We start from the raw sequence: 26,166 nt of genomic DNA, 5'->3' as shown, positions 1-26,166 counted from the left end.
TATTTCAATGATGTTTTTCTCTCTAAGATATCTACTAAAGTTTAAAACACGGATAATTATATATCCGAGTGAGTTAATTTATCAATATTTACCTTTAACTTAAACTCCAAATTTCTGTCACTATAAACAATTATTTTATCTAGAATCATTTCAAGATATTTTCTTTCAGGCTTCTCTGAATTAATAATACATTCAAAAATTTCTATATTTGATTTAATACTTTTCTCAATTTTGTCACTACTTGCTCTTTCTAATTCATTTACTTTATCATTCAATTCTAATATTGCTTTTTTCTTTTCGGCTTCCATCTCAGTATAGGAATTTTCTATAATTTCCTTATACTCATTATTACTTTCTTTCATTATATCTTTAATTTTTTGAGTTAATAATAATTTCATTTCTTCATTCGCAATATTTAGGGCTTTTTTATATTTATTCAACGCTGTTTGTCTGTTATTTTTCTTTTCTATACTACTAATGCAATTAATATATTCTTCATAGCTTGCTTTAACTTCTTTGAGAAATTCTTTAAAAAAGAAAAGTACTTTTTCTTCTTTTACAGAATGATTAGTACATTGTTTCTTACCATATTTCATATACATTGTGCAATTATAACCCCTAGATATAACTGGTGCCTTTCTTAAATTCAAACCCGAAACAGTATATCCGCAATCACCACATTCCATAAAGCTTCCAAATATGTACCTGTAGATTTCTTTATTCTTTCTATATGCCTTTTTATTTCTCTTAAGATTTATTTCTTGTGCTAATTTAAATATATCTTCATCAATCATGGGCTCATGATGTTTAGGAAAAATATATTGTTCTTCCTTTACAACATTTTCTTGTTTACCCTTTATTAATCTCGACTGCTTCTTCTTGGTTCTAAGAGTGCCAATATATACATCATTTTGTATAATTCTTTGTATCATATGAGTTTGCCATATCTTCGTTACAGCATTTTTAAATACTCGTCCATTTTCTTCATGCCTTTTGCTTATATACTCACTAGGTGTAGGATAATTATTTTCTTCTAATATATCACATACTTTTTTATACCCTGCTCCATTTATATACTCTTTAAAGATCAGCTCTATAATTGGCTTAATATCCTCATCAACTACCAAGTGAAACTTATCATTTACTTTAATTTTTTTATATCCATAAAAATTCCCCATAATAAGTTCACCTTTTTTTTGTTTTGCATACATATTTGCTCTTATCTTTCTTGATATGTCTTTAATATACATTTCATTATACCAAGTTTTAATGCCAAGAATATCATGATCATCTTTTGATAAATCAAGACCACCATTACCTTCTGTAATTAAGATAAGTCTTTTATTTAGCTCTTTAAATCTATCTATTAATACTAGTACCTTACCATTATTTCTTCCTATTCTAGATAAGTCTTTTGTAAGCACAGTATGAATAGTGCCTTTTTCTAATTCACTAATCATTTCACTAAATGCAGGCCTATCAAGAGAATAACCACTACAATTGTCATCAATATATATTTTTGATATTGTCCAATTTCTTTCTTTGGCATATTCGTTGATAATATCTTGTTGTGAAATTATTGATGAATAATTTTCTTTGTCCTCGTCTCTACTCAATCTTACATAACCTACAACATTCATAAACAATACCTCACTATCACACTCTTATATTATGTTAGTTCAATGATATCAAATAAGCTATAAAAAATAAAGATAAATTATTATCTTTACATTTTTTCTTGAACCATCTTTATTAAAACATCTTCAATTTTGTTATATCCACTTATAAAAACTGAAACATCTTTATATATTCTCTTATACTCATCTATCTTTTTCTTTAATATTTGATCATTTTTTTCTACTTCTGTCATGTATATTATTAAACTATTTCTATTATTATATTTTAATTCTTTTACTCTCATAAAAATAATATACCCCCATGATTTCTAGTACATTTTATTCATTAGTTCTATAAAACGTTACAAAATTTATAAATACATATGCTTGCTGCAAAAATAGTCATTAATTCTTAATAACACATCAAAAAATTAAAAAATTGTTTAATTTTTTAGTCTGTTATCAATTAATTGGCTAAAGAAAATCCATAAGGGCTTTCTTTAGCCAATCATATAAATTCCAAGTTTCCATATTTCAGACTACTTGTGATTAACAAGTATCATAGGATTTAAACCTCTCCCACAATGTGCGAGCAACTCTCCATAGGATTCTTAGGACTAAGTTGAAGTATCATTATTGCTTCTATGGGTTATGGCAATCAATTCATCACAAATTGATTTAGAGCCAAAAGTTTCTCGCTCATGCCCTATATTAATAGGTATATATGATTCGGCAGTCTTGGCGCTCTTGCTCAAGTCGCTTCCCATTTTAAAGCCACAGAAGTAACGTATCTGAAATAATAGATATATAGTTTTCAAAGAACTTTAAGGTATAAAAAAACACCCTTTCACTACTTAAGCCGAAAAAGTGAAGGGGTGTCCGGAAAATATTTAAATTTTATTTATAACTTTTCTAAGTTTTTTTATAATCTTATCTTTTTGTTCATGCAGTGTACTTCTAGGCACATTTAAATGCGATGATAATTCTCTAATGCTTGTACAATTTAAGAATAACTCATCAATAATTACTCTTTCATACTCTGTTAGCATATCTAGTGCTACTATCATTTTTTCAAGCATAATTTTTTCAATAACTTTATCTTCAAGTAAAAACTGTTGATTACTCATTTTGTTCTCAATTGGATAATCTTTCTCCAATAATTGATTATAGGATAAATTCCTCTCTACACTTACTTCTTCTAAATACCTTTCACGTCTTCCCATTTTATAATAAGCAATATAGATTTCCTCAGTAACTGTTACAAACTCATTATTAATTCTAATTTTATACTCTTTCATATTTGATTCCCTCCGTTTTGTTTTTGAATATTTGCAAAACAGAGAGAATCAAGGATAGCGTATGTAATACCAAAGCCAATGCTGCATATGAATACCCTTTCCAACAACAAAAAAAGGGCCGCAAGATAAATCTTGCGACCCTTTTTTGGAGCCTGTTATTTAATAGTTATCTGAGAATTTTTATAATAAAAAACCCACGATTATCTAGCCTTATTGGCTGAAAATCGTGGGTTTATAGTATATACTTCTCAGTATAAATATTTTAACATCTTGATAATTCACATACAGTACTCTTTATGTAGATACTTTATTCATTTTTAGTTCACATTAAGTTTACCAAATTCCTTTAAGCTCAGGTAAAACATATCCCCATAATGCAATACCCATCAAATTTATAGCTTCTTTCTTTCTCTTATAGAAAGTTGTCCTTTCACAATTTAAAAATGAAATGATATTTTTCTCAGAATATTTGAACTTCTCAATGTATTGTTTATGAAGAATATCAAAGTAAATTTCTCCATAATCAGGATAATTCTTAACCTTTAATAAAGCTTTATCTACAATCTCTATGAGCAGCTTACTTTTAAAAACAGCACATAATTCCGCTTCAAGTTCTTCTCTATTTACATTAGGATCATAATCACTTAAATAATCTAATGCTTCTGCTAAACTCTTACTACCCATTTCATAATACTCTTCTTCGAGTTCTGCTACTTTTCCCTCAACACTCCATATTACATCTCTATATATCTTAAGAAGTAACTTTGCTTTATGATAAGTTTTTTCTTTATCAAAACTTGGTTTTCTCTTCATATTCACTTAGCTCCTTTTTTATTAATATGTTAGTTTAAATAATAGTCCCTACTTTAAATTAATTTCTACCTTTTGCATTTTTGCTAGTTTGCTATTACTTTTTATTGCTTAATCAATATAAATTTATGTTGTTATAACTAACATACTCATATTATATGTTAGTTAAAATGACATATCAACGAGTAAAAAGTGGGTATGTAAGACATAAATGGTGCTATAGTATATTAATTTCTTATTACGTGTTACAATAAGGAAATTATAGATTTATAAGCAATTTCACAAAAATATAGTCAGATATTTATTTAAATGTTACAGTGCATAATAGTTGTATATTGCAAATTAAAATCATATTTAGTACAGGTAATATGGAGGAGTATCATATTGGATAAAATTAGATTAGATGATTTGAAAAGATTTTAAGTGATAATGTTATAAGATATAACTCTTGTATTGAAATGCACTTCTGCATTGATAATGATATTGAATATAAAGATTGCTGATTAGGGAAAATGTCAAGTTGGATGGAATGTAAAATAGACACACTGGTTTACGAAGAATATGGGAGCTTAAAAGAAACTATAGACTTATTAAGCAAAACAATGATGGTGATACTCATACTATCGGCGGTGCTTAGTGTCTTAGTTGGAAAATGCACGATGCCATAGGTATAGTATGGGCTATAGCCATTGTAATAACTATAAGAATAGTGACAGAGGAAAAATCTTTAAAAGCAGCTGAAGCATTATAAAGTCTACGAGATGGAAAAATAATAACAGTTCCAAAAATTAATTTAGTTTCTTGGAGATATAGTTTATGTAGAAACAAAGGACATTGTTCCTGCAGATGTAACACTACTTAGCACAGTAGAATTAAAAGCAAGATAAAATATACTAACTGAAGAATCGGATGATGTAAATAAAAAAGCTACTGCAGTAATAGATATAGCAAAAATAAAGAAATAATCCAGGACCCTGTTCCAGCAAAATAAATAAATATGTTATTTGAGGGAACCCTTGTAGCATCTGGTGGAGGGAAAATTGCAGTTGCCTATATTTGGGATGACATCAAAATAGGACGAATAGCTATAAACTTAGGAGAAGATTAAACAACGCTTCTAATTAAACTAGGTAATCTTAGCGGAATAATATCTAAAATCTAAGGTGTATTGCTGCTGTACTACTCTTTATATTTATGGTTGCTAAAATGGTAATGGCAAATACTTTAAATATAAATATTTCATGAGATATGAACTTCTTAGAATTTATAGGCTCTGTTAAAACTACATTTATAGTATGTATAGCCATAATCGTTGCGGTGGTTCCAGAGGGACTTCTAAATTTAAAGGATTCTTTAGTGCAATTTCATTAAGCCCTATGATGTAGGGAAAGATAATCCTTGTTTCATCATCAGTGGTTGTTGTTAATGAAATTGGTAAGTTTATAATAAGAGCGATAAAAAATAAAATATATTAAGAATAAAACCTGTTCTAATAAAAGAACAGGTTTTTTTGTTGTGCAGTATTAAAATTTTTTATTATATATATTAATATATTTTTAATTTATTGGTATAATAGCTTCCTTATCAGCATCAATTAATAGATCCCATCCACCTTCTTTAAATGAATCAGAAGAAATCTCAAATACAGATGCAGATTTAACAGTAATACCAGGATTCAAATCACTAAGTACTTTTTCATCTAGTTTTAATGCCATAGCAAAATAAGTTGAAGCATTAATATCTGAATCATATTTAACACCATTCTTATCGGTAATATTAACTGTAGGAAAAGAGAAAGTTCCAATAGGTCTATCAGAGATATTCTTATATTTCCATTGAATAGCCACATATGTTCCACCTTCAGAGGCAGATGCTGCAAAATATTCAGTTCCAACCTTAGATTTTTCTTCAATAGAAGTAACTGTAATTTCAAATTTACCTGTTTTAATTACATCACCAACCTTAAGAGGAACTTCTGCTTTTGGCTTAGTTTCTTCTTTCGGCTTAACTTGTTCTTTGGGTTTATTTTCTGTTTTAGAAGAATCATTTGTTGTGCTTGGTTTAGAAGTCTCAACTGAAGTACTATCATCACTATCACCTAAACTCCCAATAGCTCCTAAAATAAAAAATACAAGTATTACAGTAAGAATTTTATGCTTTCCAAACCAATTTCTTTGGTCTGTTCCACAATGAGGGCATTTCTTTACTTTTGAACCTACTTCATTATTACATTCTTTACATTTCTTTAATGCCATATTAATCACTCCTTTACAATTTGTTCACAATAAATCTTATTATACATTAATTTCAGATATTTGTCTAATATTAGAAATTAATAGAGAAATATGAAACTATATAATAAATAACCTGTTATGGAATAATACTTATAGTTGTTGTTTTATATTTTTTATTATTTAATGTTTTAGATGCCCTGCTAAGCCAGGTATATGAAGGGTTTTAAAATATAAATATGACTTTTCTATAGTTTAATCTGACACTTTCGTAATATATTTAAGAACAAATAACTAAATAGTTATACAGATAAAAACTACCCTAGGTTAATCGCCTAGGGTTTTACTATTGGAAATCATTGTGGGCTTAATAATAATCTTACTTGAATTATGACCATAGAAAGGAATTTTATACTTAATGTTGAATATAAAGTCATGAGTGGAGGTATCAAACATGAATATAAAACTAAACAATGATGAACTAGTAAACGTATTAAAATCAGTATTAAGTGAATATATGCAAGCAAAACACTATTTTATTGAACACCATAGCGAAGAAGATAGAGAGGGAATGATATCTCCTCAAGAATTAAGGAAAACATATAATACTATTTTGAAACAAGCGCATGAGCAAGGTGAGCTTACATTTTTAGATATTATAAAAGGTGAAAATAACGGTGGAGAAGAATATAAAAATTAATAAGTGTTTAGTATTAGAATAAGGATAGAAGATTTATTTATGAAGTTCCAGTGTGGAAAGATTGATATGATTCTTACTAAACGTAATATTTAAAATACTTAATATTTTAATTCAATCTATTAAAGTTAGATAAATGTAGAAATATAAAAAGAACTATAAGGAGATGAATAGTAGTGTGTAATAACTATATACAAAATACAACACTTAGTGCAGAAAAGTCATTTTTATGGTTTTATGATGGGGAAAAAATTATTATTAAAAGAAGGATAAAAAACAATACTGAAATAGAAAATGAATTTTTTAATAATGAGCTTGATATATTAATATCATATATTAAACAAAATGAAAGAGTTGCATTAGCAAATAGTGTTAGTAAGATGCAAGATGGAACTGAAAAAGAGGGTATAGGAAAATTTATTTATACTAATATCAGTAAGGATACTACTAAGGCACAAGCTGCGAGTCAACTAGTATCAATTTTTTATAATACCCAAGTTTTATGTTTCAATGGAAAGAAGAAAAATATGGAATTTTGGCTTAATGATATAAATTGGAGAGAAAGAATATTAAGTTATATAAATCAATCTAACTTAGTTAGTTAATCTGCAAGATTATATAATGTTTTATATAGATATTACACTTTGAATAGATGTAAAATTTTTATCTAAAAACCCTAAAAATATGGTTTTATTTAATATTGAAAAAGTTTACTTATTAAGGCATGAAAAGTATATTAAGAACTTAGAAAAGCTTATTAAAACTTCAAATCTGTAATTTGTTGTGAACTAATTACTATATTTATCATAATTTAAGACCAAAGATTTTTAAAGCATAATAAAATAATATTGGGGGTTGAGCATTAATGAAAATAAAGAACTCAATTTTAATGGTTATTATAATTGTCATAGTTTTTGTTTTTGCTGCTTGTTCAAATAAGAGTGCAGCTAATGTTAACCTAAATGAACCAGGTAAAATTAATATGCATGCAGATGGAAAACAAAAGCAAGTAACAAAGAATGGTAGTGATTATGACAAAACTCTTTTTGAGAGAGTAAACTTTTTAGTGAATACCAGAATGCCACAAAATTTCTCTGCAATGAAAGGCGAAATATCTGATAAAGATATTAGAGAATTCAAAGGGTATGCTGTAGAATTTGTTTATGATAAGGTGCAAACAACTACCATAGATAATAGAGAGATAAAATTCAACGAAGTAGTCTTTCCATTAGGTGAAAAGTGGCAAAATACAGCATTTATTAAAACAACAGATAACTTTTATGAAGGTGTAGGAATAAAGGGAAATTTAGATTACTTAGTTAAGGCATCAGTTAAGTAAATATATAGATTACATACTTAGGTTAGAGTTATTCTTATTTTGTGGCATGATTGTAGCATTTAGCGAACTAAAACGGATATCGGAAAGTCCTCTTTGAAAATGCCAAAATATCAAAACTGTTTTTAAAAACAGCCACATGATAAAAAATAAAATATAATGATGGGGGGTGTAAAATGAAAAGATATTCAAAGTATATATTAGCATTAGTCTTATTATTGCTTACATATTTTTTAACAGAATTTATACTTTTCCCCTTAAGCACATCGCCAAATGGTACTTATTATGATATTGCTTATGTTAAAGCTGGAATAAAATTAATTCTCGGAGTTATTATCGGATGTACTACATTAATTGTATATACAATTAATGAAAACGGTGAAAAATAAAATAAGCTTTAATTCGTGATTTTCCTATTTAGTCACACAAGATAAAACATAAATCTACTTTATGAAGATTTCTTATCAAAATGATGCCAACTAAAGAATAAACTGTATCATAAACAGCTTATTCTTTTGAAATTTGAATATTAACTTTTTCAACATTAAGTTCATAGCAAAGAATATAATCAGTGGTAACATTATATAATCTAGCTAATTTTATTACATTCAAAGTTGGTGGGATCAAGTCACCAGATTCATACTGTGATATAGTGGTTCTTTGTATTTCTAAATATTTAGCAACATCATCCTGACTTAGATTATTTAACTTTCTTAATGTCTTCAGCCTTTCACCTATTGTATATTTTACTCTATTAAAAAATTCTATTGACTTAATAATGCCTTCAATAAATACTATTAACTTTTCAAAATCTCCACTTTTCTCGTAATAATTTTGTATCTTTAATGTTTCTAGAGACTTTATACCTGGTACTTTTTCGCCGAACCCAGTAAGAAGTAGTATATATAAATTATTATCATATTTTCTTATTTCATTTATTACGTCATTTCCATTAAGTTCATCTATATAATAATCTAGGATTAAAATATCAAACCTTTCCTTTTGTAGTCGCTTGAGGCCTTCTTTAGAACCTGTAAAGCCTTCAATATAATACTTATCCCCCATAAAGCTTTTTATAGAATCAACTATTCCGGAATCATCATCTATAATTATTATCCTTACACCACTGTTACTCATGTTACTCCTCCTGCATTACTGGTATTTTCACAAAAAAAGTTGTTTCCTCATCATTAGTTTCAAAGTATATTTCTCCATTAAATCTAACCCTTATTATTGATTTAGATATATATAACCCAAGACCAGTTCCATTTTTACCTTTAGTAGTAACCATTTTATTAAATATCTTTTTTTGAATTTCCTCATGTATTTTCTGTCCAAGATTTCTTACATAGAATATAACCTTATTTTCAGCTTTATATGCACCTAAAGTTATTACATTTCCTTCTTCACTAGCTTCTATTGCATTAGTTATAAGATTATTTAAAACCTGTATAAGTGAATTTACATCCCCTTTAATTTTTTGTTGGTAATCAATATTTATTTCTTTAATAAATTCACATTTACTTTTTTTAATTTCAAAAGCCATTAATAAAGTGATTTTTTCTTCTAGTTCTTTTACAGAAAAATAACCCTCTCCTGCTTCACTATATTCTGTTACTTGACCTTTTACCGCAGTTATCACATTAGACATATATACTAAATAGTCTACTATCCTCTGCTGCCAATCATTAATTTCATCTACTATCTCTGTTATATCATTAACATTGCCACAACTTTTTTGTATGTATTCATATATTTTCTCTGTATCTCTCTTAATTATCTGTATGCCCCCTGCTGAACTCATTAAAGGTGTTTTAAGATTGTGTGCCACTCCCCCGATTAATTGACTTAAGGATAAAAGTCGTTCTTTTTCGATAATTTGAAATTGATTTTGTTTTATAAGCTCCAAATTCTTCTTGTGAACAGTAATATCTTTAAACACAAGTACAGTGCCAAGATATTCATTATTTAATATTACAGGATTAGCATACACCTCAAAATACTTAACTTCATCTGTATCATCTATTAATATTTCAATACTTTTACTGTTATCATTTTTTGAATTATTTATTATATTTATTAAGCTATCTCTATATTCAGATACTTTGCTATAATCTATGATTTCTTGTAAATTTTTAAATTTTTTATTCTCTAATAAGAAATTTTTTATAAACTCTTTGTTATATTCTATAACATTAAAGCTTTCATCCAAAGTGATGATAGAGTCTGATACAAATTCAAGTATGTTTTCAAATGCAAACTTGTATCTATGAAACTTAAGTCTAACACCTAAAATCCCATATTTAAATGCGAAATATAAAAAACATATAAACTGTATAGGAATTAGTATAATAAAATATCTCCAGTTATTATTATATCCAAAGGCTCTAAATATAACATTTGATAAAATTGTATAGCTAAAACAGGGAACAACTATAATCATTGTTAAAAGCTTATACCTTTTCATCATATAAGATTTCTCATTAATGTAGGAATATATTAAGAATAAAATCCCTCCTACTATATATGGCACTGTCCATATTGCCAATTGTCTAAAATATATTATTAATTCTTCAGATGTTTTTAGATAGCTGCTCTTTATTGGTAAGAGTATCAAATGTAGCACCGGGGGTATTAATAATATAGTGTATAGTATTTTCTTTTTATCTTTAGAAATTATATTTGCAGAGGATAATCCATATAACAGCATACAATATGGTACTGTACTATACACAATAGCCATTATTATAGCATTTATAGAGTATATTACGCTTATACTTTTTTCGCTAATACCGTATTCAACTATGAAGTACTTCATAATATTTTCTTCAAAAACTACAGAAAATGCTCCTAATCCTGTAAAAAAAGTCACTAAAGATATCCATATAGCTGATTCTGTTCTATAATCTTTTTTAATTATAATAGCAGTCCATGTCCATAATAATAACCATACAATTACCATACAACTACACTCTCTCATCAATAAATTTTAAAATGTCTCTTTTTATTTTACTTTTCGAAAGTACAATTCCAGAATGGCCACAATTATACGTATACCTCTTAGTTCTTCCCCAATTCTCCCATAACTGTTCTGTATCTTTATTTAAAACATATCTATCATACTTACCAGATACAAGAAGTATTTTATTAAGATCTAATATGGGCTTTCTTATGCTAGGATTTATAACTTCCCAACTTTTTCTTAATAAATTGTAGCTAAAATTGTTTTTCAAAAAATCTTTTTTTATATACTTTCCAGCCTCTGTTTCAAATATAGTAAATGATAAATCGTTAGCATAAAATAAGGATATTAATACGTCAATATTATCTTCAACTTCACATAATAAATTAGTAATTATTCCTCCTAAACTTAAACCTATAACTATAATTTTTCTGTTCTCTATAGATTTAATATAACTAATTAAAGCTCTAATATCACTTACAGATTGCTGAACAGATTTTAGAGTTCTTCCTACATCTGCACTTACAAAATATTCTCCACTATAAATAGATTCATTTGGCGATCTTTCCATGTGAAAAGGTAGCACATATCTATACACGTTATAATTTCTCTCAATAAAACTATCTAAAAATACTTTCTCTAATCTATTTAAAGTCTTAGCTCTCCAACCATGTACAAAAATAACACTTATATTCTTATCTTCAGCTATACACTTATTGTAATAAAATATAGCCTCTTTATTACTAACCCCATTAGCAATTTCACTTAAAAATTTCAGTTTACCATTCTCATAATTATTTTCTAATTTATGTTTTTCCAAATGTACTTTAGGTAAACTTGGTTTATTGTAAAATCCCAAAAAATTACTATTGAGTGCGTACACTTCCTCTTCTAAATATTTAAACTGATCTTTTTCACTATATTCCTTATGAAGACTATATAAACCATATCTATCTGATATATCTGATATTATCTTTCCCAAAACATCACATCCCATAATTTATATTGAACCATATTAAACTATATTATACTAATCATGTAACTATTATTTACAGTTAATATACATCCTAAAATACAAAAATATCTACCACCATTTAAATAGCAGTAGATATTTTTTACTTAATAGAATTAATAAAACAAATATACATATAAATTTATAATTAATCGCCTACTAAATTTTATATAGCATCCATCTACAGGTTCTTAAGTCATATTTAATTTCAAAGGGTTTTACTATATCATTAATTATACTTTGACACTTGAATACAAACATAGTATTACCTGCAAGCTTTTCAGTTTCCTTTACAATAACTTTATCCACTTTTATTACTTGCCTACTTTCATCTTCCTTTTGCAGTCTAAACCTTAACGGTTGTATATTCCCATTACTATCTGTATAAGAAACTACCTCAATAGGCTTCGATATAACCTTCATAATACTCACCTTCCCCTATAGTATAGAACTCATTAAAGGATAATCTTCCTCTCCTATTCCTCCACACATTGGACTTAAACCTGAATGCAGAAAACAGGATTTGAAAATAGCTTTATTACCATATTTTAATCTAATTTCATCAACTACCTTATTTAATTTTCCATCCTTATAGTAATCAAATGAATCTAGCAGACTATACTGATAAAAGTCATTATTACAAAAATCTGTTATATGAACTCCCATATGTCTAATTGAATTACCCTTCCATACACTATCAAATAGATAACAGACTACCTCATATATTTTTCTAGTTGAATCTGTGGCTGTACTTAACTTCTTTTGACGGGAGTAAGATATTAAATCACTACCTCTTATTGATATTGAAACCACTCTGCAGCAGTTCTTAGTGTCTCTTAATCTCATACTTACTGTTTCACATAAAGATAACAATACTTTATAGGCTGTTTCCCTATCTTCTACATCAAAAGAGATAGTTGTAGAGTTACCTATACCTTTCATCTTGATATATTCACTTTTTCTAACTTCTGAATTATCTATGCCATTAGCATAATTCCAAATTAATTCTCCATGACTCTTTAGAATATTTTTTAGTATATTTACATCATACTTTGCTAAATCTCCTATTGTATTAATATTTAGCTTATGTAGTTTAGGAGCTGTAGCCCTTCCCACCATAAATAAATCTTCTACTGGAAGTGGCCACATTTTATTTCTTATTTCATCTGGAAATAAGGTGTGAATCTTATCTGGCTTTTCTAAATCTGAAGCAACCTTTGCAAGAAGCTTATTACTTGATATTCCTATATTTACTGTGAATCCTAGTTCTCTCTTTATTCTTTCTCTTATAGTTTCAGCAAGTTTAATATAGTCTGAATATAAGTTTTCCATGTTAGAAAAGTCTAAGAAACTTTCATCTACAGAAAACCTTTGTATTGCTGGTGTATACTCCTGTAGTATTTCATGCATAGCAAAGCTACATTGCATATATAACCAATATCTTGCTGGTACAATTACTATCTTTGGACACTTTCTTCTAGCTTCGTACAAAGTCTCCCCTGTTTCAATCTTATACTTCTTCGCAGGAATTGACTTTGTTAGAACAATTCCATGCCTACTTTCCTCATCTCCACCTACCACAGATGGAATTGTTCTAAGGTCTAACTCTCCTCCTTGCTGAAGCCTATAGGTAGCCTCCCAAGAAAGATATGCACTATTTACATCAATGTGAAAAATTAATCTCTTCATAAACTATCAACCTCTTAATAATTACTAATATATCAAATGCAAACTTATGTTCGTATATATTATATACCATATTTATACTTTTTATAAGAGGTTTATGAAAATATATATATAAATGCTCACCATGAGCTTTGCATAGTGAGCATTTTTAAAATCTTCTTTTGATTATTAGCGCAATAGGTATATCGATAATTTGAAGTTTATTTTTTTAATTTCATCTTGTTTTCATTTGAAATAAATATCTAAATAAGTACATCTTGCGGATTCTATCCAATATCTAGACTACAAGAATTTAATATATCAGTGAATATAATTGTATCTGCCATCGAGAATATTAACATTTCCGCATAGAAAGGATAATTTTTTCTTTCATCACACCATAAACAATTATTAATCTTAGCTATTAAATCACATAGTAATTTTCTTCTACCCTGGGTTTCTAGTGAGGACTGCTTTGCTGGACTCCCTTGCTACCCCTTTGTGAGGAAAGACTTGTTTGATTAAGCTTAGCTTTTGACGCTTACCCAAAAACACTGCCTCGTTAGCATATTTTTTTATGCTAATGCGACAGCTACTTATTTTAGCAGCTCCTACTTCAAAAGTCTATAATCTTATGATTCTTCAGATATTTTTATTAATTTACTAATACATTCTTTTCTTTCTGTTGCGTCTAGCTTCTCAAAGTAGAACATAACATCCTCGATTTTGCCTTCACTGATAATTTCATCAGCTTCAATATTCAAGTTTTGCACTTTCTCAATTATTACTTTAGAAAGATACTCTGGTAGGTACTTCGTTTTTTCCTTCCATTTATGAATGCTTGCTCTAGACTTATCTCCTAACGACAGATTCTCAATTTTCCATGCATTTTCTTTCTGATCTAATGTTTTGGAGATTCCAGAAATAACCGCTTCAATTATAGGCAATACTTCGAAGTCAAAATCAGAATCCTGATATTTATCTTTTACCTGTTCAGACACTTCAATAAATTCTTTTCGTGACTCTACTGTAGCCTTTACCTTATTGATATCTTCTAAGAGTTCCTGTAGATTACCTTGAAGTTCAATAAATCCTCCCTGGTCCACTGATGAGATTCCTTTCTGAAGTACTAAACCAATACGTTCAAGCAAATCCTCAACATTTTCCGCACTTTTCACATCAAATAAGTCATCCCATATATCTGACATATCCTGTATAATTCTTTCCTTTGCACAGCTCAGTTCTTCAATTCGTCCATTAAGAGTAGTTATAATATTAGCAGCATCTTTTCCTAATGTAACCTTATATTTTTCCACTCTTTCCTCAAGTTCTTTACCTTTTTTAAGCATCGAACATATATTCATATAAGAAGTAAATTTATCTATATTACTTTCTTTAATATATTTTAAATAATCATCTCTTAATTGTTGTCTTGAACGTATTTCTTCTATATTACTTAGTTCTTTTTCTTTTTGTACATGCACACGATAAGAATAATCCTCAAAACCAAGTTCTTCCAATTTTGTCTGTATCTTTGTATTATGATTTCTAAATGTATTAACTGCTTCAACAGATTTGCAATACATATTAGAAACATAATAATCAATTGTTTTACCTACAAAAGTAGAAATTTCTGTGTGAAGGTTAGTTATTGTTTTCTTTGACTCATCATCAAAATCGAACCCATTACCCCTAAATATTCTTGAAATCGGAATATCTCTTAATAATTCCAACGCAACTAATGCATTATATAAATTATTACTTTCCTGCGCATCATCAAATTTTTCTTCTACTACTTCAATAGCTGAAGACCATTCATTCCTAGCCTTCTTGCCAGACTCTAGGGTTTTCTTTGCAAGCAAATATGAAGTCTCTAATTCTTCAGGGATTTCATCTACTGTAATCATCTCTTCTAATTGATTAGCCAGATGAGCTACTTCAGATATTTTCCGGTTATTTTGGATTCTTTCAAAGAATCTCATATACTTTCCAGTAACTGCGCCAGCATCTACCAATACAAAAGAGGATGCTCTTACAACATCAATATCAATCTTCTTATCTTTAATTACCACTAACTCTTTCCAATTATTGATATTAATAAGTTCATCTTTATATCTGAATCGCAAGCAATAGCTAAGATTTGCACAGATAACTGCAATCATCAATATAACAACATCTTCGCTCATACCATAAGGAGGGCTACAATATGTATGAAAAATATCTTTACAAGATAATTCTTCATAAGCATTGATATCTGCCACAATTTTTTCATATACAGCCTTTGCTTTTTTATCTTCTGGTGGAATCACACGATAATGTTTATTAATACATTTCCATGATGTACTTGTTGACGTCATCAAAATTGCTTCTATTCTGTTTCTTATATCACTGCTAAAATTATGGATTGTGACATCATTAACTGAATTCGATAACAACATCTTGACAATTGTACAGTAATAAGTTCCTCCCTTACCTCCCAGGTTATTACCTTTTGTAACAAATCCATCAAACCAGAATGATACTGCTTCTGAATAAATTTCTTCGAATACACCCGTTAAGAAAGATGGCATTCTGCTTGTCAATCCTCGTACACCGTCTTTTTCTAAAAGTAATCTCTTCTTCTTTAATTCGTCTAATTCGTCTTTCAGATTACTTTCCGCTTGTTTAAAATCGTCTAAATAATGTCTTTCATATTTTTTTCTATTTAGGTCATCCATATTGTCTAATACAGAATATTCTAGCAAGCAATTAAACAACCTGTTTTCATCATCGTTTAGAAGCATAATTACAATAGGAGAACCCTTAAAAGCAGAAACTAATTGCTTCGCTTTTTCAACATACTGGCTGTCCGTATTCCTATTAACATATAGCCAAACAAGTCTTCCCTTAGTAGTTATTGAACTGGTTGTGCTTTTCCATTCTGCCAAATATGTATTTGCACGTGCTTGTGTAAAGTCTTCAATCAGATATAATTCTTGTTTAAACAACCATTCACTTGTAGATATTTTATGCTGAATTCCAAAATTTGTAGTTTGCGGTTCCAATACACCGGCAATTTCTTGAATTTTAACACTGGTAAGGATTGATTTATCCATCTTTGTGCTAGCCATTAAACGCTTTTTGATAACTTTAAAATCATGTGCACCGTTAGATTCTTCCATAAAATCAAAGCATCCTGCATGATCATCGAATCCTAAGACAGCATATTCATTTTCTAGCCATTTTAATTCTTCTTCGATTTCTGGAATAGGTAAACCTGAACATAGTGATAATGCTTCCTTAGCATTTGCATAATCAGTCGTTCTAAATCTTAGTATTCTTAATATTAAATTTGAACGCAACACAACTAATGATTGTTCCGAAAGTTTATCTCCAAATTTGCGCATTATATTATCATATCGGATACACTGCTGTGACGGTTGCTTTCCTTCCTGTTCTGCAGCAAGCATTTCTGTATATAGATCACCTGTCATTAAATGTTCAGGCATAATTATGATTGGGTTGCTATCAACATCAATATGTGAAACATTTTCTATATACTGACTAATCAATGTTAACGAGGATCTATTCTGCAAATAATCAGACAATTGTGTCAGCATAAAAGTTGCTAAAGGATGCATAGGATATATTCCTTCAACTACTACTTTACGAAACAATCCATAATCCTTCCATATTCCTTTTGTAATTAGCCATTTATTTAACTTCGTGTAAATATCTTTCCATTTTGCTTCATTAAAATTCTGCCACTTAACAATCAAATTATCAAATGCTTGCTTATCTCTTCTTTGAATGAGATTTGCAAATACAGTCTCCAAATTAGAAGAAATATAATATTTGTCACTGGCATCATATCTGCCAATGTATCTGCTAATATTTTTTGTCTGATCTACTCTTTGCAAATATGTTTTAATGTCGGACTGGATAAAATTGATTACCTGCAGTGCTCCTTCAGCATTTTGTGATGTTTCAAAAATCTGCTGTAATGCAGAATCTCCAGATTTTGCGGCATTTACCCCAGATGCGTATTCAAGATATCTACCAAATTCATCGAACAAAATGATAATGTGGTCAAATCTACCATTAATTCCACAGTATTCAGAAATAAGCATTTCAAGGATATTAGATGCCGAAATACCTTCATCCCATCTAATTTCCTGTCCATTTATCTCAAAATATACACCATTAACAATCTCAAAGGCCTCTTCATCTACCATCAGATTGTCACGGATTTTATCCAGTAATGATTGTCCCTTTTCAAACCAGCCTTTTTCATTAGCTACTTTTTCAAATAATGAAATAGCGCTTTCTGCATTTCTATTAAGAAACATTTCAGCAGTTTCCAACGCCCTATTTAATTTTCTAAGACTATCATCCGTAAGTCCATATAAACGCAGGCTCTTTTGTGCTGCTTTTAGTATCTCAGAATGAAGGTTAAAATCCCTCATTCCATTTATTACCATCACAAAATTTCTGTCTTCACATAGACTTTCTATTTTTTCTGCTGCCTCTTTATCAATATTTGATATATTTGACAACACTTTGTTATATGTTTCTGACATATACTCAGGTCCAGAAAAAATCTGAGCAAGTGTAACTGCTAAATGCGATTTACCAGTACCATAATCAGCAATTGCTAATGAAAGTGGATTTGCTCTTTCATTATTTAATTTTGTTGCCAGTTCTACCACTAAACTGATAGTATCAATTCTCTTTTTGCTAGCAATTCCCTGATCTTCAATACCAAAATACTGATTGCCATGGAAAACAAAGTTCTCTGCAACCTTTGAAGCCTTTTCAGAATTATAAAACCAATCAGCCTGAACAGCACCTTCAAAATACAGTTCCTTTCTAAACTCAAGTATATTACCCAGTTCCATATAATCCCTCCTAACACAATTCACTATATATTCTTTCAGCCAAAGTATTTTTATCAACTAATTTAAGTATTGTATAGGGCATGAGCTGTCTATTAATTCTTATCAAGCCTTTGTCAATTAAATGCTCTAACACTCTATATTCTGTTTGCGTATCCCATCCAAATGCCTTTCCAAAATTTACTTTTTCTAATTGCACTGAAGATATTTCTTCCTCATCCGGAAACAATTCTTCCCAATATATCCATAATATATATGAATAAAGAAATATAAACTCCTTATTATATTGCAAAGAATTAGCTTTTACACTTTCTGTTTCTATGTTAAGTATATCTACGGTAGAAAACATATCTTCATATGAGCCGATAAAGGGGGCAAAATTTCTCTTATTTACTTTTCCTTCAAAGTATTGTTCTAACTCCATAATCAGTATGTCTTTTTTGATACCATTTCTATACATTGGAAGTATTCTTTTAAATACTGTACTCCAAACATCCGCACCGTTTTTCTCTCTTATCATCATGCAATGGCAGAGCAGAATTGAAAGATTCTCTTGTAAGCCTGGATCCTCTGAAAAAACTATTTCTCCAAGATTTGTTCTTCTCAAAGAGATAAGACCATCTTTCTTTTCATAGTTAATCAGCCCCATGTAGTTTGAATAAATAATATGAGGTTCAACTTTTCCACTTCTCTGTCCATTTGGTATTCCAGTATATGCTGATATATCTTTTACACTAACTGCTTCAGTTCTATTAGCAAGATTTAATATACTGCTAATATACTGTCTTTCAGGCTTAAAAGTTTGATGAAAATTCAAATTTACTTGTGCCACAATAATTAGCTCCTTTCTTCAAATGATAAAACATTCGTAATAGTCGGCTTAACTGATCCAAATTTTCCATCCTGCTTAATTCTCTCACCTACAACAATACACTGTCCCTTTTTCAGACTCTTAAAGGAACTTAGCCACGTACTTCCATTTGTTGGATCAAGTTGTTTTGCCATTTTAATCACTTCATCGTCAGTCGGCTTAAAATATAGCTTAAATGCAGCCTGAAGCAATCTAACCACTTCATCATCAGAAAGTACTTTCAAAGACTGTGTTGCAAACCATGCAGACCATCCAAATTTTCTTCCTTCAGTAAGAATAGCCGCGCTAGGTGAGTTTGATTTATGTGAAAGATTCTGTGCTTCATCCAATACAACAACAAATGGTTTTTCCTTGCTTCCATACTTCTTTGTATAATACCACGCATCCCATAACATCAATTCAGTAATAATAACCTGCATTTCTCTATCGATAAGAGTAAGCTGAAAAATATTGTTCATTGATTTATTAGAATAAAGGATTTTTCCCCAATCAAATTCTTCATCTTTCTTAAAATTGATACTATAGAAAAATGGTGCCATCTTAGATAAAACAGTCTTTGCTGATGTATTTTTGGATTTTACTTGTTCTAATTCTTCTTGGAAATGAATCATATCCATGTCTTTTCCATGTTTATCCAAACCAATTCTTGTCGCTTCAAAAATCGCCGCAAATTGTTGGTCACCAAATCCATATACATGAATTAAAATATTAGCAAAACGTGCAGCTACATCTGCTGTTGGTTCTAATATTTTCATACCAGCAATTTCAATTTCATGTTGCTTAAAAGGATTAATTGGCACACCTTCTACTTTAATGATATGCTGTGAAATCTTATTACCCATTTTATTCACAAAATCTTCTTCAAGCTGATCGAGTCTAAAACCTTCTGTATAATCAAATATAACTGATGAAACATTATATTTTGAAAGTTCATACAACATGGTTTGTATGCTATATGTCTTTCCTTGTCCTGATGTTCCTGTAATCAGCATATGACGATTTGCTAATTGCTTATGACCAAATTCCCAATGTACATTTTCAGATATTTTATCCTTTCCAATAAGTACACGTGTTTCTTGTAAATCTATCTTACTTTCATGATTATCACTTGGCTTATTATTCAGTTCTGATACTTTAATGTTTTCTTTTTGTTCAACCTCATCAGCACTGTTTATTTCTTCAACACTGACAGTTGGGTCTTCAGTTTTCACCTTAAAATCAGTATTATCTTCATTGTTAACGGATTCGCAAGTATTAGTTTCTCTAATAGAATATTCTTTTTCTTCAGTCTCATCACTTTCTACTGATTTCTCTTCAACAGGTACTATACGTTTTTTGCTCTTCTGAAGATTCTGTATTTCTTTCTCTATTTCTTTTTCTCTCTCTACAATTTGCTCTTCTTGATTTTCGTCATCAATCATAAGGTCTGCATCAATATCTGTAAAATCTACTTCTGTATCAGTACTATTCAAAAGAAGTTTTTGAATGCATAATTGAGGAATATCATAAATCTTAATGCAATCTTCATCTGTATTTATCTCCTTCTCTTCTATTCCATCCATATCTAGCCAGAATCCTAGTACCTTACCGTTCCATTCAATCTCAAAATTTCCATCAAGTACCGAACGCAACTTGGAAGAAAGTTCTGCAAACTCTTCTGTATTATCGCTAAATGTTACCTGTGCAAAAGCTAAAGCTCTATAAAGTTGAGCATACCAATAACGTCTCTTGATTGATTTAGAACCAGGATCAAATATTGTTGAAAGTCTTCTTATTCCATGTTTAACTTGTCCAATTGCCTTTTCCTTATGTTTTCCCGAATATGCCTCACTAGAAATTTTGCATTCTATAACAGTTGCTTTTAGCATCATTTTGTCATTATTAGATATTTTAACTTCCAGTACAAGAAAATCTGGTCTTGACATTGATTCATCTTCATCTTTTTCTATTTCTCCATTAAACCAATGCTTATATGAATCTAGATGAATTACAATTTTTAATGCGCTCTGTGTTTTCTTAGATTTCTCACGCAAAGATGTAAGCACATATGCCATAAATTCATTTACATTATGGTTCTTTTGATTTATTGCTGAAAGTAAACTAATACCATCTAATCCACTTGCTTCGTTTAAACATAATGCAGCAGCTTTGTCTATTTTTGCTTTTTCCCAATGGAACAACTGATATAAGCGACTTTCTAATTTTTTCTTAATCGTATCAAGAATAGTTTTTCTAGCTGTTATTGTTAAGTTATATTGACCATAAGCACCCTTCCCTGTACTAAATCCAATAATCGAATAATCACCCTTGTGATGTTCATCATTTCTAAGAAGCGCTCCATCCATTCCACTATCAACGCATACCACCCAATACGCCTTTTCATGCAATGAATAAACGATGCTTTGAGCATCACTATCAATGCATACTTCTCGTACTGCAATATATTTACCATCAGGTAATGTTTCAAGATTATTTCTAAATCGAACAACTTGAGTATGAGCATATGCAGCATTAAATTGTGGTTGAGACAATTCAATTCTACGTTTTACGGTTGTATCAGATACCGGTGATGGTTTAAATACAATTGGGAAACGGCATTGACTAAGATCAAATTTAATTACTCCACTTTCTTTAATAAACTGCAAATTATTAACCTTAAGCAGATCCATCACAAAGACAATATCATTATTTCCATTTAGTAATTTGTCTAAATCAGACTTCGTTCTCCACTCATTTAAATATGTTCTAATATTTACATTAGCATCCTGTGAGAAAAACTCATCCATCCAGTAAGCTAGATAATTTCTTCCACCCTTATTTTCAGGTTTTACCAAAATCTTAAGATAGATATTAATAACAACCGTTGGATATTTTTTTCTTATAACTTCAATGTACTTATATATAGCGCTAATAATAGGTTGTAATTCTGACGAATCCACAAAAACAATACTCAGATTACTATATGAATTAGGGAATGCCTTCGAATAATCCTGAATCACTCCATAAATCATCCTGGCATTATCATTCATCTGTGTTATTTTTTTATTGTCAAAATCATCATCAAAAATAGCATCTTTATGAATCATATCTTTAAGTCTATTATTGTTTTCTATATCACTTCGACCATAAAGAGAGAATGCTCCAAAAGAATTTACTGCTCCAAAATATTGCTGACTGTATGAAGGAAAAATATCCAATGAACTTTGAATCATACTCATTTGCATTAAGTTATTTATTGTATCTTCAATATCTTTTTTGCTTATCTTGTCGTTTTCTTCCTGATATTTCCACCATCTCTCACATCCATCAAGAAAGAATATTTTTTGATCATTCAGTTTTTCTAATGCTGCTGGATGCCATGCTGGAACTATACAACAATTTGAATCAGCATCATTTGCAATAACATTGGTACTTGCTTCAATGTTAAACGCATGAATAAATGAATCTAAAATCCATTTTAAATTTTCTGGTAGCGTTTTCTTTGTTAAGTAATTTCCTAATTCAACATATTCTCTAACAAGTGAAAATAATTCAGAATCGTCTTTTCCAATACAAGAATAAAATCCATCATTCGCAATCGCATAAGCAAATTTACCAAATTTACAACCTAATTTATCAAATCGTGCAGAATACTCAATTGAATCTTCATTAGTTTTAGAATCTACATATTCTGATAAATTAAAATCAAATTTTATGTCACTCTCATCATATAAATCAAAAAATTCCTCTTCACATTTTGTAAATAACAATGAATTAATCTTGCTAATCGTTGCAACTGGAATATAATTAGCATTATCTGTGTCACAAAACTCCTGCAAACATAGATCTGAAAAATTATGAAGCCATGCACTTGTTTCCTCAAATTTCCACTGAAATTCTTGACTTAGTGCCTTAACGAAGGTTCCGTCACTGGCACAACACTCTGCAATAAAGCTTATTTTATTAATAGTCTTGTTAGAACTAGCTGCTTTTACAATTCCATCATCTATATATGTTACCCCATATTTAGGTGAAAAAATATTTGTTGGTTCACATTCCAATTCTATTTCAGTACCACTAACTCCCCACATTCTCCGATTAAGATACTCTATTACGCCATTAGTATGCCTGCATACTGTATTCCATGTATTTTGTAATTGCTGTTTTTCTTCTTCCTCTTTTACATCAGAATACATACACACTATTTCTACTTGTACTATTCGAAAACGGATTTTTTCAATTTCAACATTCTCTGCCTTGATATTTGAAAATGTATAAAGAAGTGCATTTGTAAACACTTCTAGTGGTTCACCTGTTAATATTGGCACTGTCTTTTTTGGTGCCTTTTGGCCTTTCGGCAATTTTATATCAAGTACTGCTTCTACAATACTAAAATCTGTAGAAAGCAATTTATCCTTGTATGCTGAAACATTTTCACCTCTCATATATCCCATTATTACATCAGAAAATTCTGCATATGTTTTTATCCCTTGTCCACGCCAACCATCCCAACTCTCACAATACTCTTCAGTTTGTTCATTATAATAGTTTAGCTGTGACTGATATTTATTATATTGTGTCGTTGTAAGTTTTTTAAACATTTGTCTACTTATAAAATTATACTCTGTTCTTAAAATATTCCTCTTATTATTCAGTTCTTTTATAGATGGAAGATCTAGCTTCTTATATGGTAATCCCCATTTTGGTAATGAGCTATAAAATAATTCAATAAAATCATTAATATTTGATACTTTATTTTTCCATCCATCAGCCATATCGCTGAGTTTACACAAGTCTATTGCAACAAACTCAAACAAATCTTTATACAGCTTATCAATGTTTGTTAATTCTGAATCACTAAAGTATTCTGCAACTTCTGTAAATATTTCATGATATCTTCCATTAAGAGTCTTTACTAATGTATCTGGTGTAATTGTATAACAATTTAATAATCCACCCTTATCCTCTTCATTCTCTGTTCCCATCAACACTAAAATATTAAATTTGTGGAGGTTTCTATAATAAGTAATGCTTTCTGCTTCCGCAATCCACCCATGTTGTTCAAGAGATTGAAGAGCAGAAGATTCATCACAATTCTTTAAAAAATATTCCCATTTATTCTTTGCCAACTTAATATCTATAGTTAAATCTCCACCAGCAAATTCTTCATTCAATTTTCTAGATAATGTTTCATATATTTTTACATCTTCGAAACCCTCTACACGAATCATCATTTCTCCATCATTAGAAGGAGCATTATTCACAATTAGTTCAGCAATACTATTTACTATAAATTTCATTCGTCTGCCTCCTCTAAAATACTAATATACGGATTAACTACTATAGAAGTTGCATCTGATAATTCTCTCAAAAAACCTGTTGCTTTCAAAAAATTTTGAAAAGCAATAACATTCTCACCAAAGCTGTTTGCTAATGATGTTTCAATAGTTGATTTATCATCAAGAGACTTTCTGTATTCATCCGGACCAATAACAATTCTATAATGTTCATATAACTTAACCAGAAACATATTTAATGTCATTTTTTCTTGTGGTGCAATCAAAGATAAAACCAGAAATCTAATAATATCCTCTGATAAACTAAACCTCTCAAATGGTCCACTTGCAGGTATAATACATTGCAGTTCCTTACCTTTTGCTCTAAATATATCAAGAGAATCTCTCTTTGCTTCACTTACCTTTTTCATCACATCAGTTTCTTCAATATCAGCCTCTCGTGCCATTTGATTCAATGCAGTCATAAAGTCATCTTCAATGCTTCTATAGGCATCTGCTGCTAGTTTCTTAACAGTATCAGTTGAACTACCACGCATATCAACAATCCATTTTTTTCTTTCTATTCCAAGATAATTAGAAATACAACAAGACATCATTCTCATAATCTGAAGCATTACACCTTTTGCCAAAATATCAATTCGATTGATAGGATGCAATTTACAAGATAAATAGTTTATCAGTTCATCAATACTATTTTCTTCACATTCAACATATCCTTTACCTGGAATGAAAGAAAGATTCAACTGTTTAACTAAATTATTTTTATTTAAACCAAGTTCTTCTTCCCATGAGTCTTGAATAAACGATGCCATCCTGGATATTTTTTTACACTGAATACCAGCCAAGTCATTCAGCAAAAACTCTAACTTTTTTTTCTTCTTATCATTATTCTCCAGCCCTTGAAGAAGATGTAAATAGTACAGTTCTCCACCTCTTGATAAGAAGTTTCGTTTATCCAAGTCAAATTTAGTATCAACACTTTCAGGATTATTATCCCAATCTACCAGCTTCATTCTATTTTTCTCATTTGGCATAACACCACATAAAATCAACTCCGGACACATTGGTAAAAGTGCTTGTGCGCACCATGCTCTTTTCTTAATTACAACCGCATATCCATGTAATAAGTCCTGTATGCTTTCTAAATATTCGCGTCCATTTTCCTCGCTAATCCCTTCCATTTTATCAAGCAAAATGCGCATCATCTCTTGATATGCTTTTTCATCGGCGTTAATAGAGCCATTTTTTCTCGCTTTATCATAAAAAATAAATCTACGCAAAGCTATTCTAGGTTCTACCCAATAACTCATCTTTTTATCTATATCTATCTTATGAAATTTCATTTTACCGGTCTGAAGATCTGCATCTTTTGCTGAAGTAAAAACCAACAAAAATTCAATCAGATACTCATACATTGTCTGATCTGATCTAAATCTGTTTCCAAATATCCGCGTGGAAACAGATTTGGAATTATTTAGACCATATTCCATATACTTAGGAAAAGTACTCATATCACTC

Annotated in this window: 19 protein-coding genes; 4 read left to right on the top strand and 15 right to left on the bottom strand. The window is 29.7% G+C overall.

The window, feature by feature from the left end; translation table 11 throughout:
* Positions 1 to 56: 56 nt before the first annotated feature.
* The 6 genes from ACX0KU_RS16055 to ACX0KU_RS16030 form a co-directional block, all read right to left on the bottom strand.
* Positions 57 to 1,640, bottom strand: a complete 1,584-nt coding sequence (locus ACX0KU_RS16055) for a recombinase family protein (protein ID WP_472992605.1) — start codon at positions 1,638 to 1,640, stop codon at positions 57 to 59.
* A gap of 86 nt (positions 1,641 to 1,726) precedes the next feature.
* Complete coding sequence (locus ACX0KU_RS16050) at positions 1,727 to 1,921, bottom strand: hypothetical protein (protein ID WP_472992603.1); 195 nt, start codon at positions 1,919 to 1,921, stop codon at positions 1,727 to 1,729.
* A 585-nt stretch (positions 1,922 to 2,506) separates the two neighbouring features.
* Positions 2,507 to 2,914: a sigma-70 RNA polymerase sigma factor region 4 domain-containing protein gene (locus ACX0KU_RS16045; protein WP_472992602.1), complete on the bottom strand. Its 408-nt coding sequence runs from the start codon at positions 2,912 to 2,914 to the stop codon at positions 2,507 to 2,509.
* A 333-nt stretch (positions 2,915 to 3,247) separates the two neighbouring features.
* Positions 3,248 to 3,727 carry a hypothetical protein gene (locus tag ACX0KU_RS16040; RefSeq protein WP_472992600.1) on the bottom strand — a complete coding sequence of 160 codons (480 nt, stop codon included), beginning with the start codon at positions 3,725 to 3,727 and terminating at the stop codon, positions 3,248 to 3,250.
* A gap of 1,148 nt (positions 3,728 to 4,875) precedes the next feature.
* Positions 4,876 to 5,031, bottom strand: coding sequence for a hypothetical protein (locus ACX0KU_RS16035; protein WP_472992599.1), 156 nt, complete (start codon positions 5,029 to 5,031; stop codon positions 4,876 to 4,878).
* A 249-nt stretch (positions 5,032 to 5,280) separates the two neighbouring features.
* A complete protein-coding gene (locus tag ACX0KU_RS16030; protein ID WP_472992597.1) occupies positions 5,281 to 5,979 on the bottom strand; it encodes a DUF4352 domain-containing protein in 699 nt (232 codons plus the stop codon).
* A gap of 430 nt (positions 5,980 to 6,409) precedes the next feature.
* On the opposite strand from ACX0KU_RS16030, the gene ACX0KU_RS16025 reads away from it, so the two are divergent.
* The 4 genes from ACX0KU_RS16025 (at position 6,410) to ACX0KU_RS16010 (ending at position 8,377) form a co-directional block, all read left to right on the top strand.
* Positions 6,410 to 6,655, top strand: coding sequence for a hypothetical protein (locus tag ACX0KU_RS16025; RefSeq protein WP_472992596.1), 246 nt, complete (start codon positions 6,410 to 6,412; stop codon positions 6,653 to 6,655).
* A 173-nt stretch (positions 6,656 to 6,828) separates the two neighbouring features.
* Complete coding sequence (locus ACX0KU_RS16020) at positions 6,829 to 7,257, top strand: hypothetical protein (RefSeq protein WP_472992594.1); 429 nt, start codon at positions 6,829 to 6,831, stop codon at positions 7,255 to 7,257.
* 260 nt (positions 7,258 to 7,517) lie between these two features.
* Positions 7,518 to 7,991, top strand: a complete 474-nt coding sequence (locus tag ACX0KU_RS16015; protein WP_472992592.1) for a hypothetical protein — start codon at positions 7,518 to 7,520, stop codon at positions 7,989 to 7,991.
* A gap of 173 nt (positions 7,992 to 8,164) precedes the next feature.
* Positions 8,165 to 8,377, top strand: a complete 213-nt coding sequence (locus ACX0KU_RS16010) for a hypothetical protein (protein ID WP_472992591.1) — start codon at positions 8,165 to 8,167, stop codon at positions 8,375 to 8,377.
* A gap of 118 nt (positions 8,378 to 8,495) precedes the next feature.
* Here ACX0KU_RS16010 and ACX0KU_RS16005 read toward each other — a convergent pair whose 3' ends face one another.
* The 9 genes from ACX0KU_RS16005 to ACX0KU_RS15965 all read right to left on the bottom strand — a co-directional run bounded on the left by ACX0KU_RS16005 (position 8,496) and on the right by ACX0KU_RS15965 (position 26,159).
* A complete protein-coding gene (locus ACX0KU_RS16005) occupies positions 8,496 to 9,125 on the bottom strand; it encodes a helix-turn-helix domain-containing protein (RefSeq protein WP_472992589.1) in 630 nt (209 codons plus the stop codon).
* Between the two features lies 1 nt (position 9,126).
* Positions 9,127 to 10,950, bottom strand: coding sequence for an ATP-binding protein (locus ACX0KU_RS16000; RefSeq protein ID WP_472992588.1), 1,824 nt, complete (start codon positions 10,948 to 10,950; stop codon positions 9,127 to 9,129).
* A 4-nt stretch (positions 10,951 to 10,954) separates the two neighbouring features.
* Positions 10,955 to 11,932, bottom strand: coding sequence for an alpha/beta hydrolase (locus ACX0KU_RS15995; protein WP_472992586.1), 978 nt, complete (start codon positions 11,930 to 11,932; stop codon positions 10,955 to 10,957).
* A 189-nt stretch (positions 11,933 to 12,121) separates the two neighbouring features.
* Positions 12,122 to 12,385: a hypothetical protein gene (locus tag ACX0KU_RS15990; RefSeq protein ID WP_472992584.1), complete on the bottom strand. Its 264-nt coding sequence runs from the start codon at positions 12,383 to 12,385 to the stop codon at positions 12,122 to 12,124.
* Positions 12,386 to 12,400: 15 nt separating this feature from the next.
* Positions 12,401 to 13,651, bottom strand: a complete 1,251-nt coding sequence (locus tag ACX0KU_RS15985; protein ID WP_472992582.1) for a DNA polymerase Y family protein — start codon at positions 13,649 to 13,651, stop codon at positions 12,401 to 12,403.
* Positions 13,652 to 14,259: 608 nt separating this feature from the next.
* Complete coding sequence (locus tag ACX0KU_RS15980) at positions 14,260 to 18,504, bottom strand: hypothetical protein (protein WP_472992580.1); 4,245 nt, start codon at positions 18,502 to 18,504, stop codon at positions 14,260 to 14,262.
* Between the two features lie 10 nt (positions 18,505 to 18,514).
* A complete protein-coding gene (locus tag ACX0KU_RS15975; RefSeq protein WP_472992578.1) occupies positions 18,515 to 19,333 on the bottom strand; it encodes a hypothetical protein in 819 nt (272 codons plus the stop codon).
* A 5-nt stretch (positions 19,334 to 19,338) separates the two neighbouring features.
* Positions 19,339 to 24,651, bottom strand: a complete 5,313-nt coding sequence (locus ACX0KU_RS15970) for an ATP-binding protein (RefSeq protein ID WP_472992577.1) — start codon at positions 24,649 to 24,651, stop codon at positions 19,339 to 19,341.
* Complete coding sequence (locus ACX0KU_RS15965) at positions 24,648 to 26,159, bottom strand: hypothetical protein (RefSeq protein ID WP_472992574.1); 1,512 nt, start codon at positions 26,157 to 26,159, stop codon at positions 24,648 to 24,650. Before ACX0KU_RS15965 ends, ACX0KU_RS15970 begins: the two co-directional genes overlap by 4 nt.
* Positions 26,160 to 26,166: the final 7 nt, after the last annotated feature.

The sequence above is a fragment of the Clostridium sp. X genome (assembly GCF_055755365.1).
This window is presented reverse-complemented; position numbering and strand designations above follow the sequence as displayed.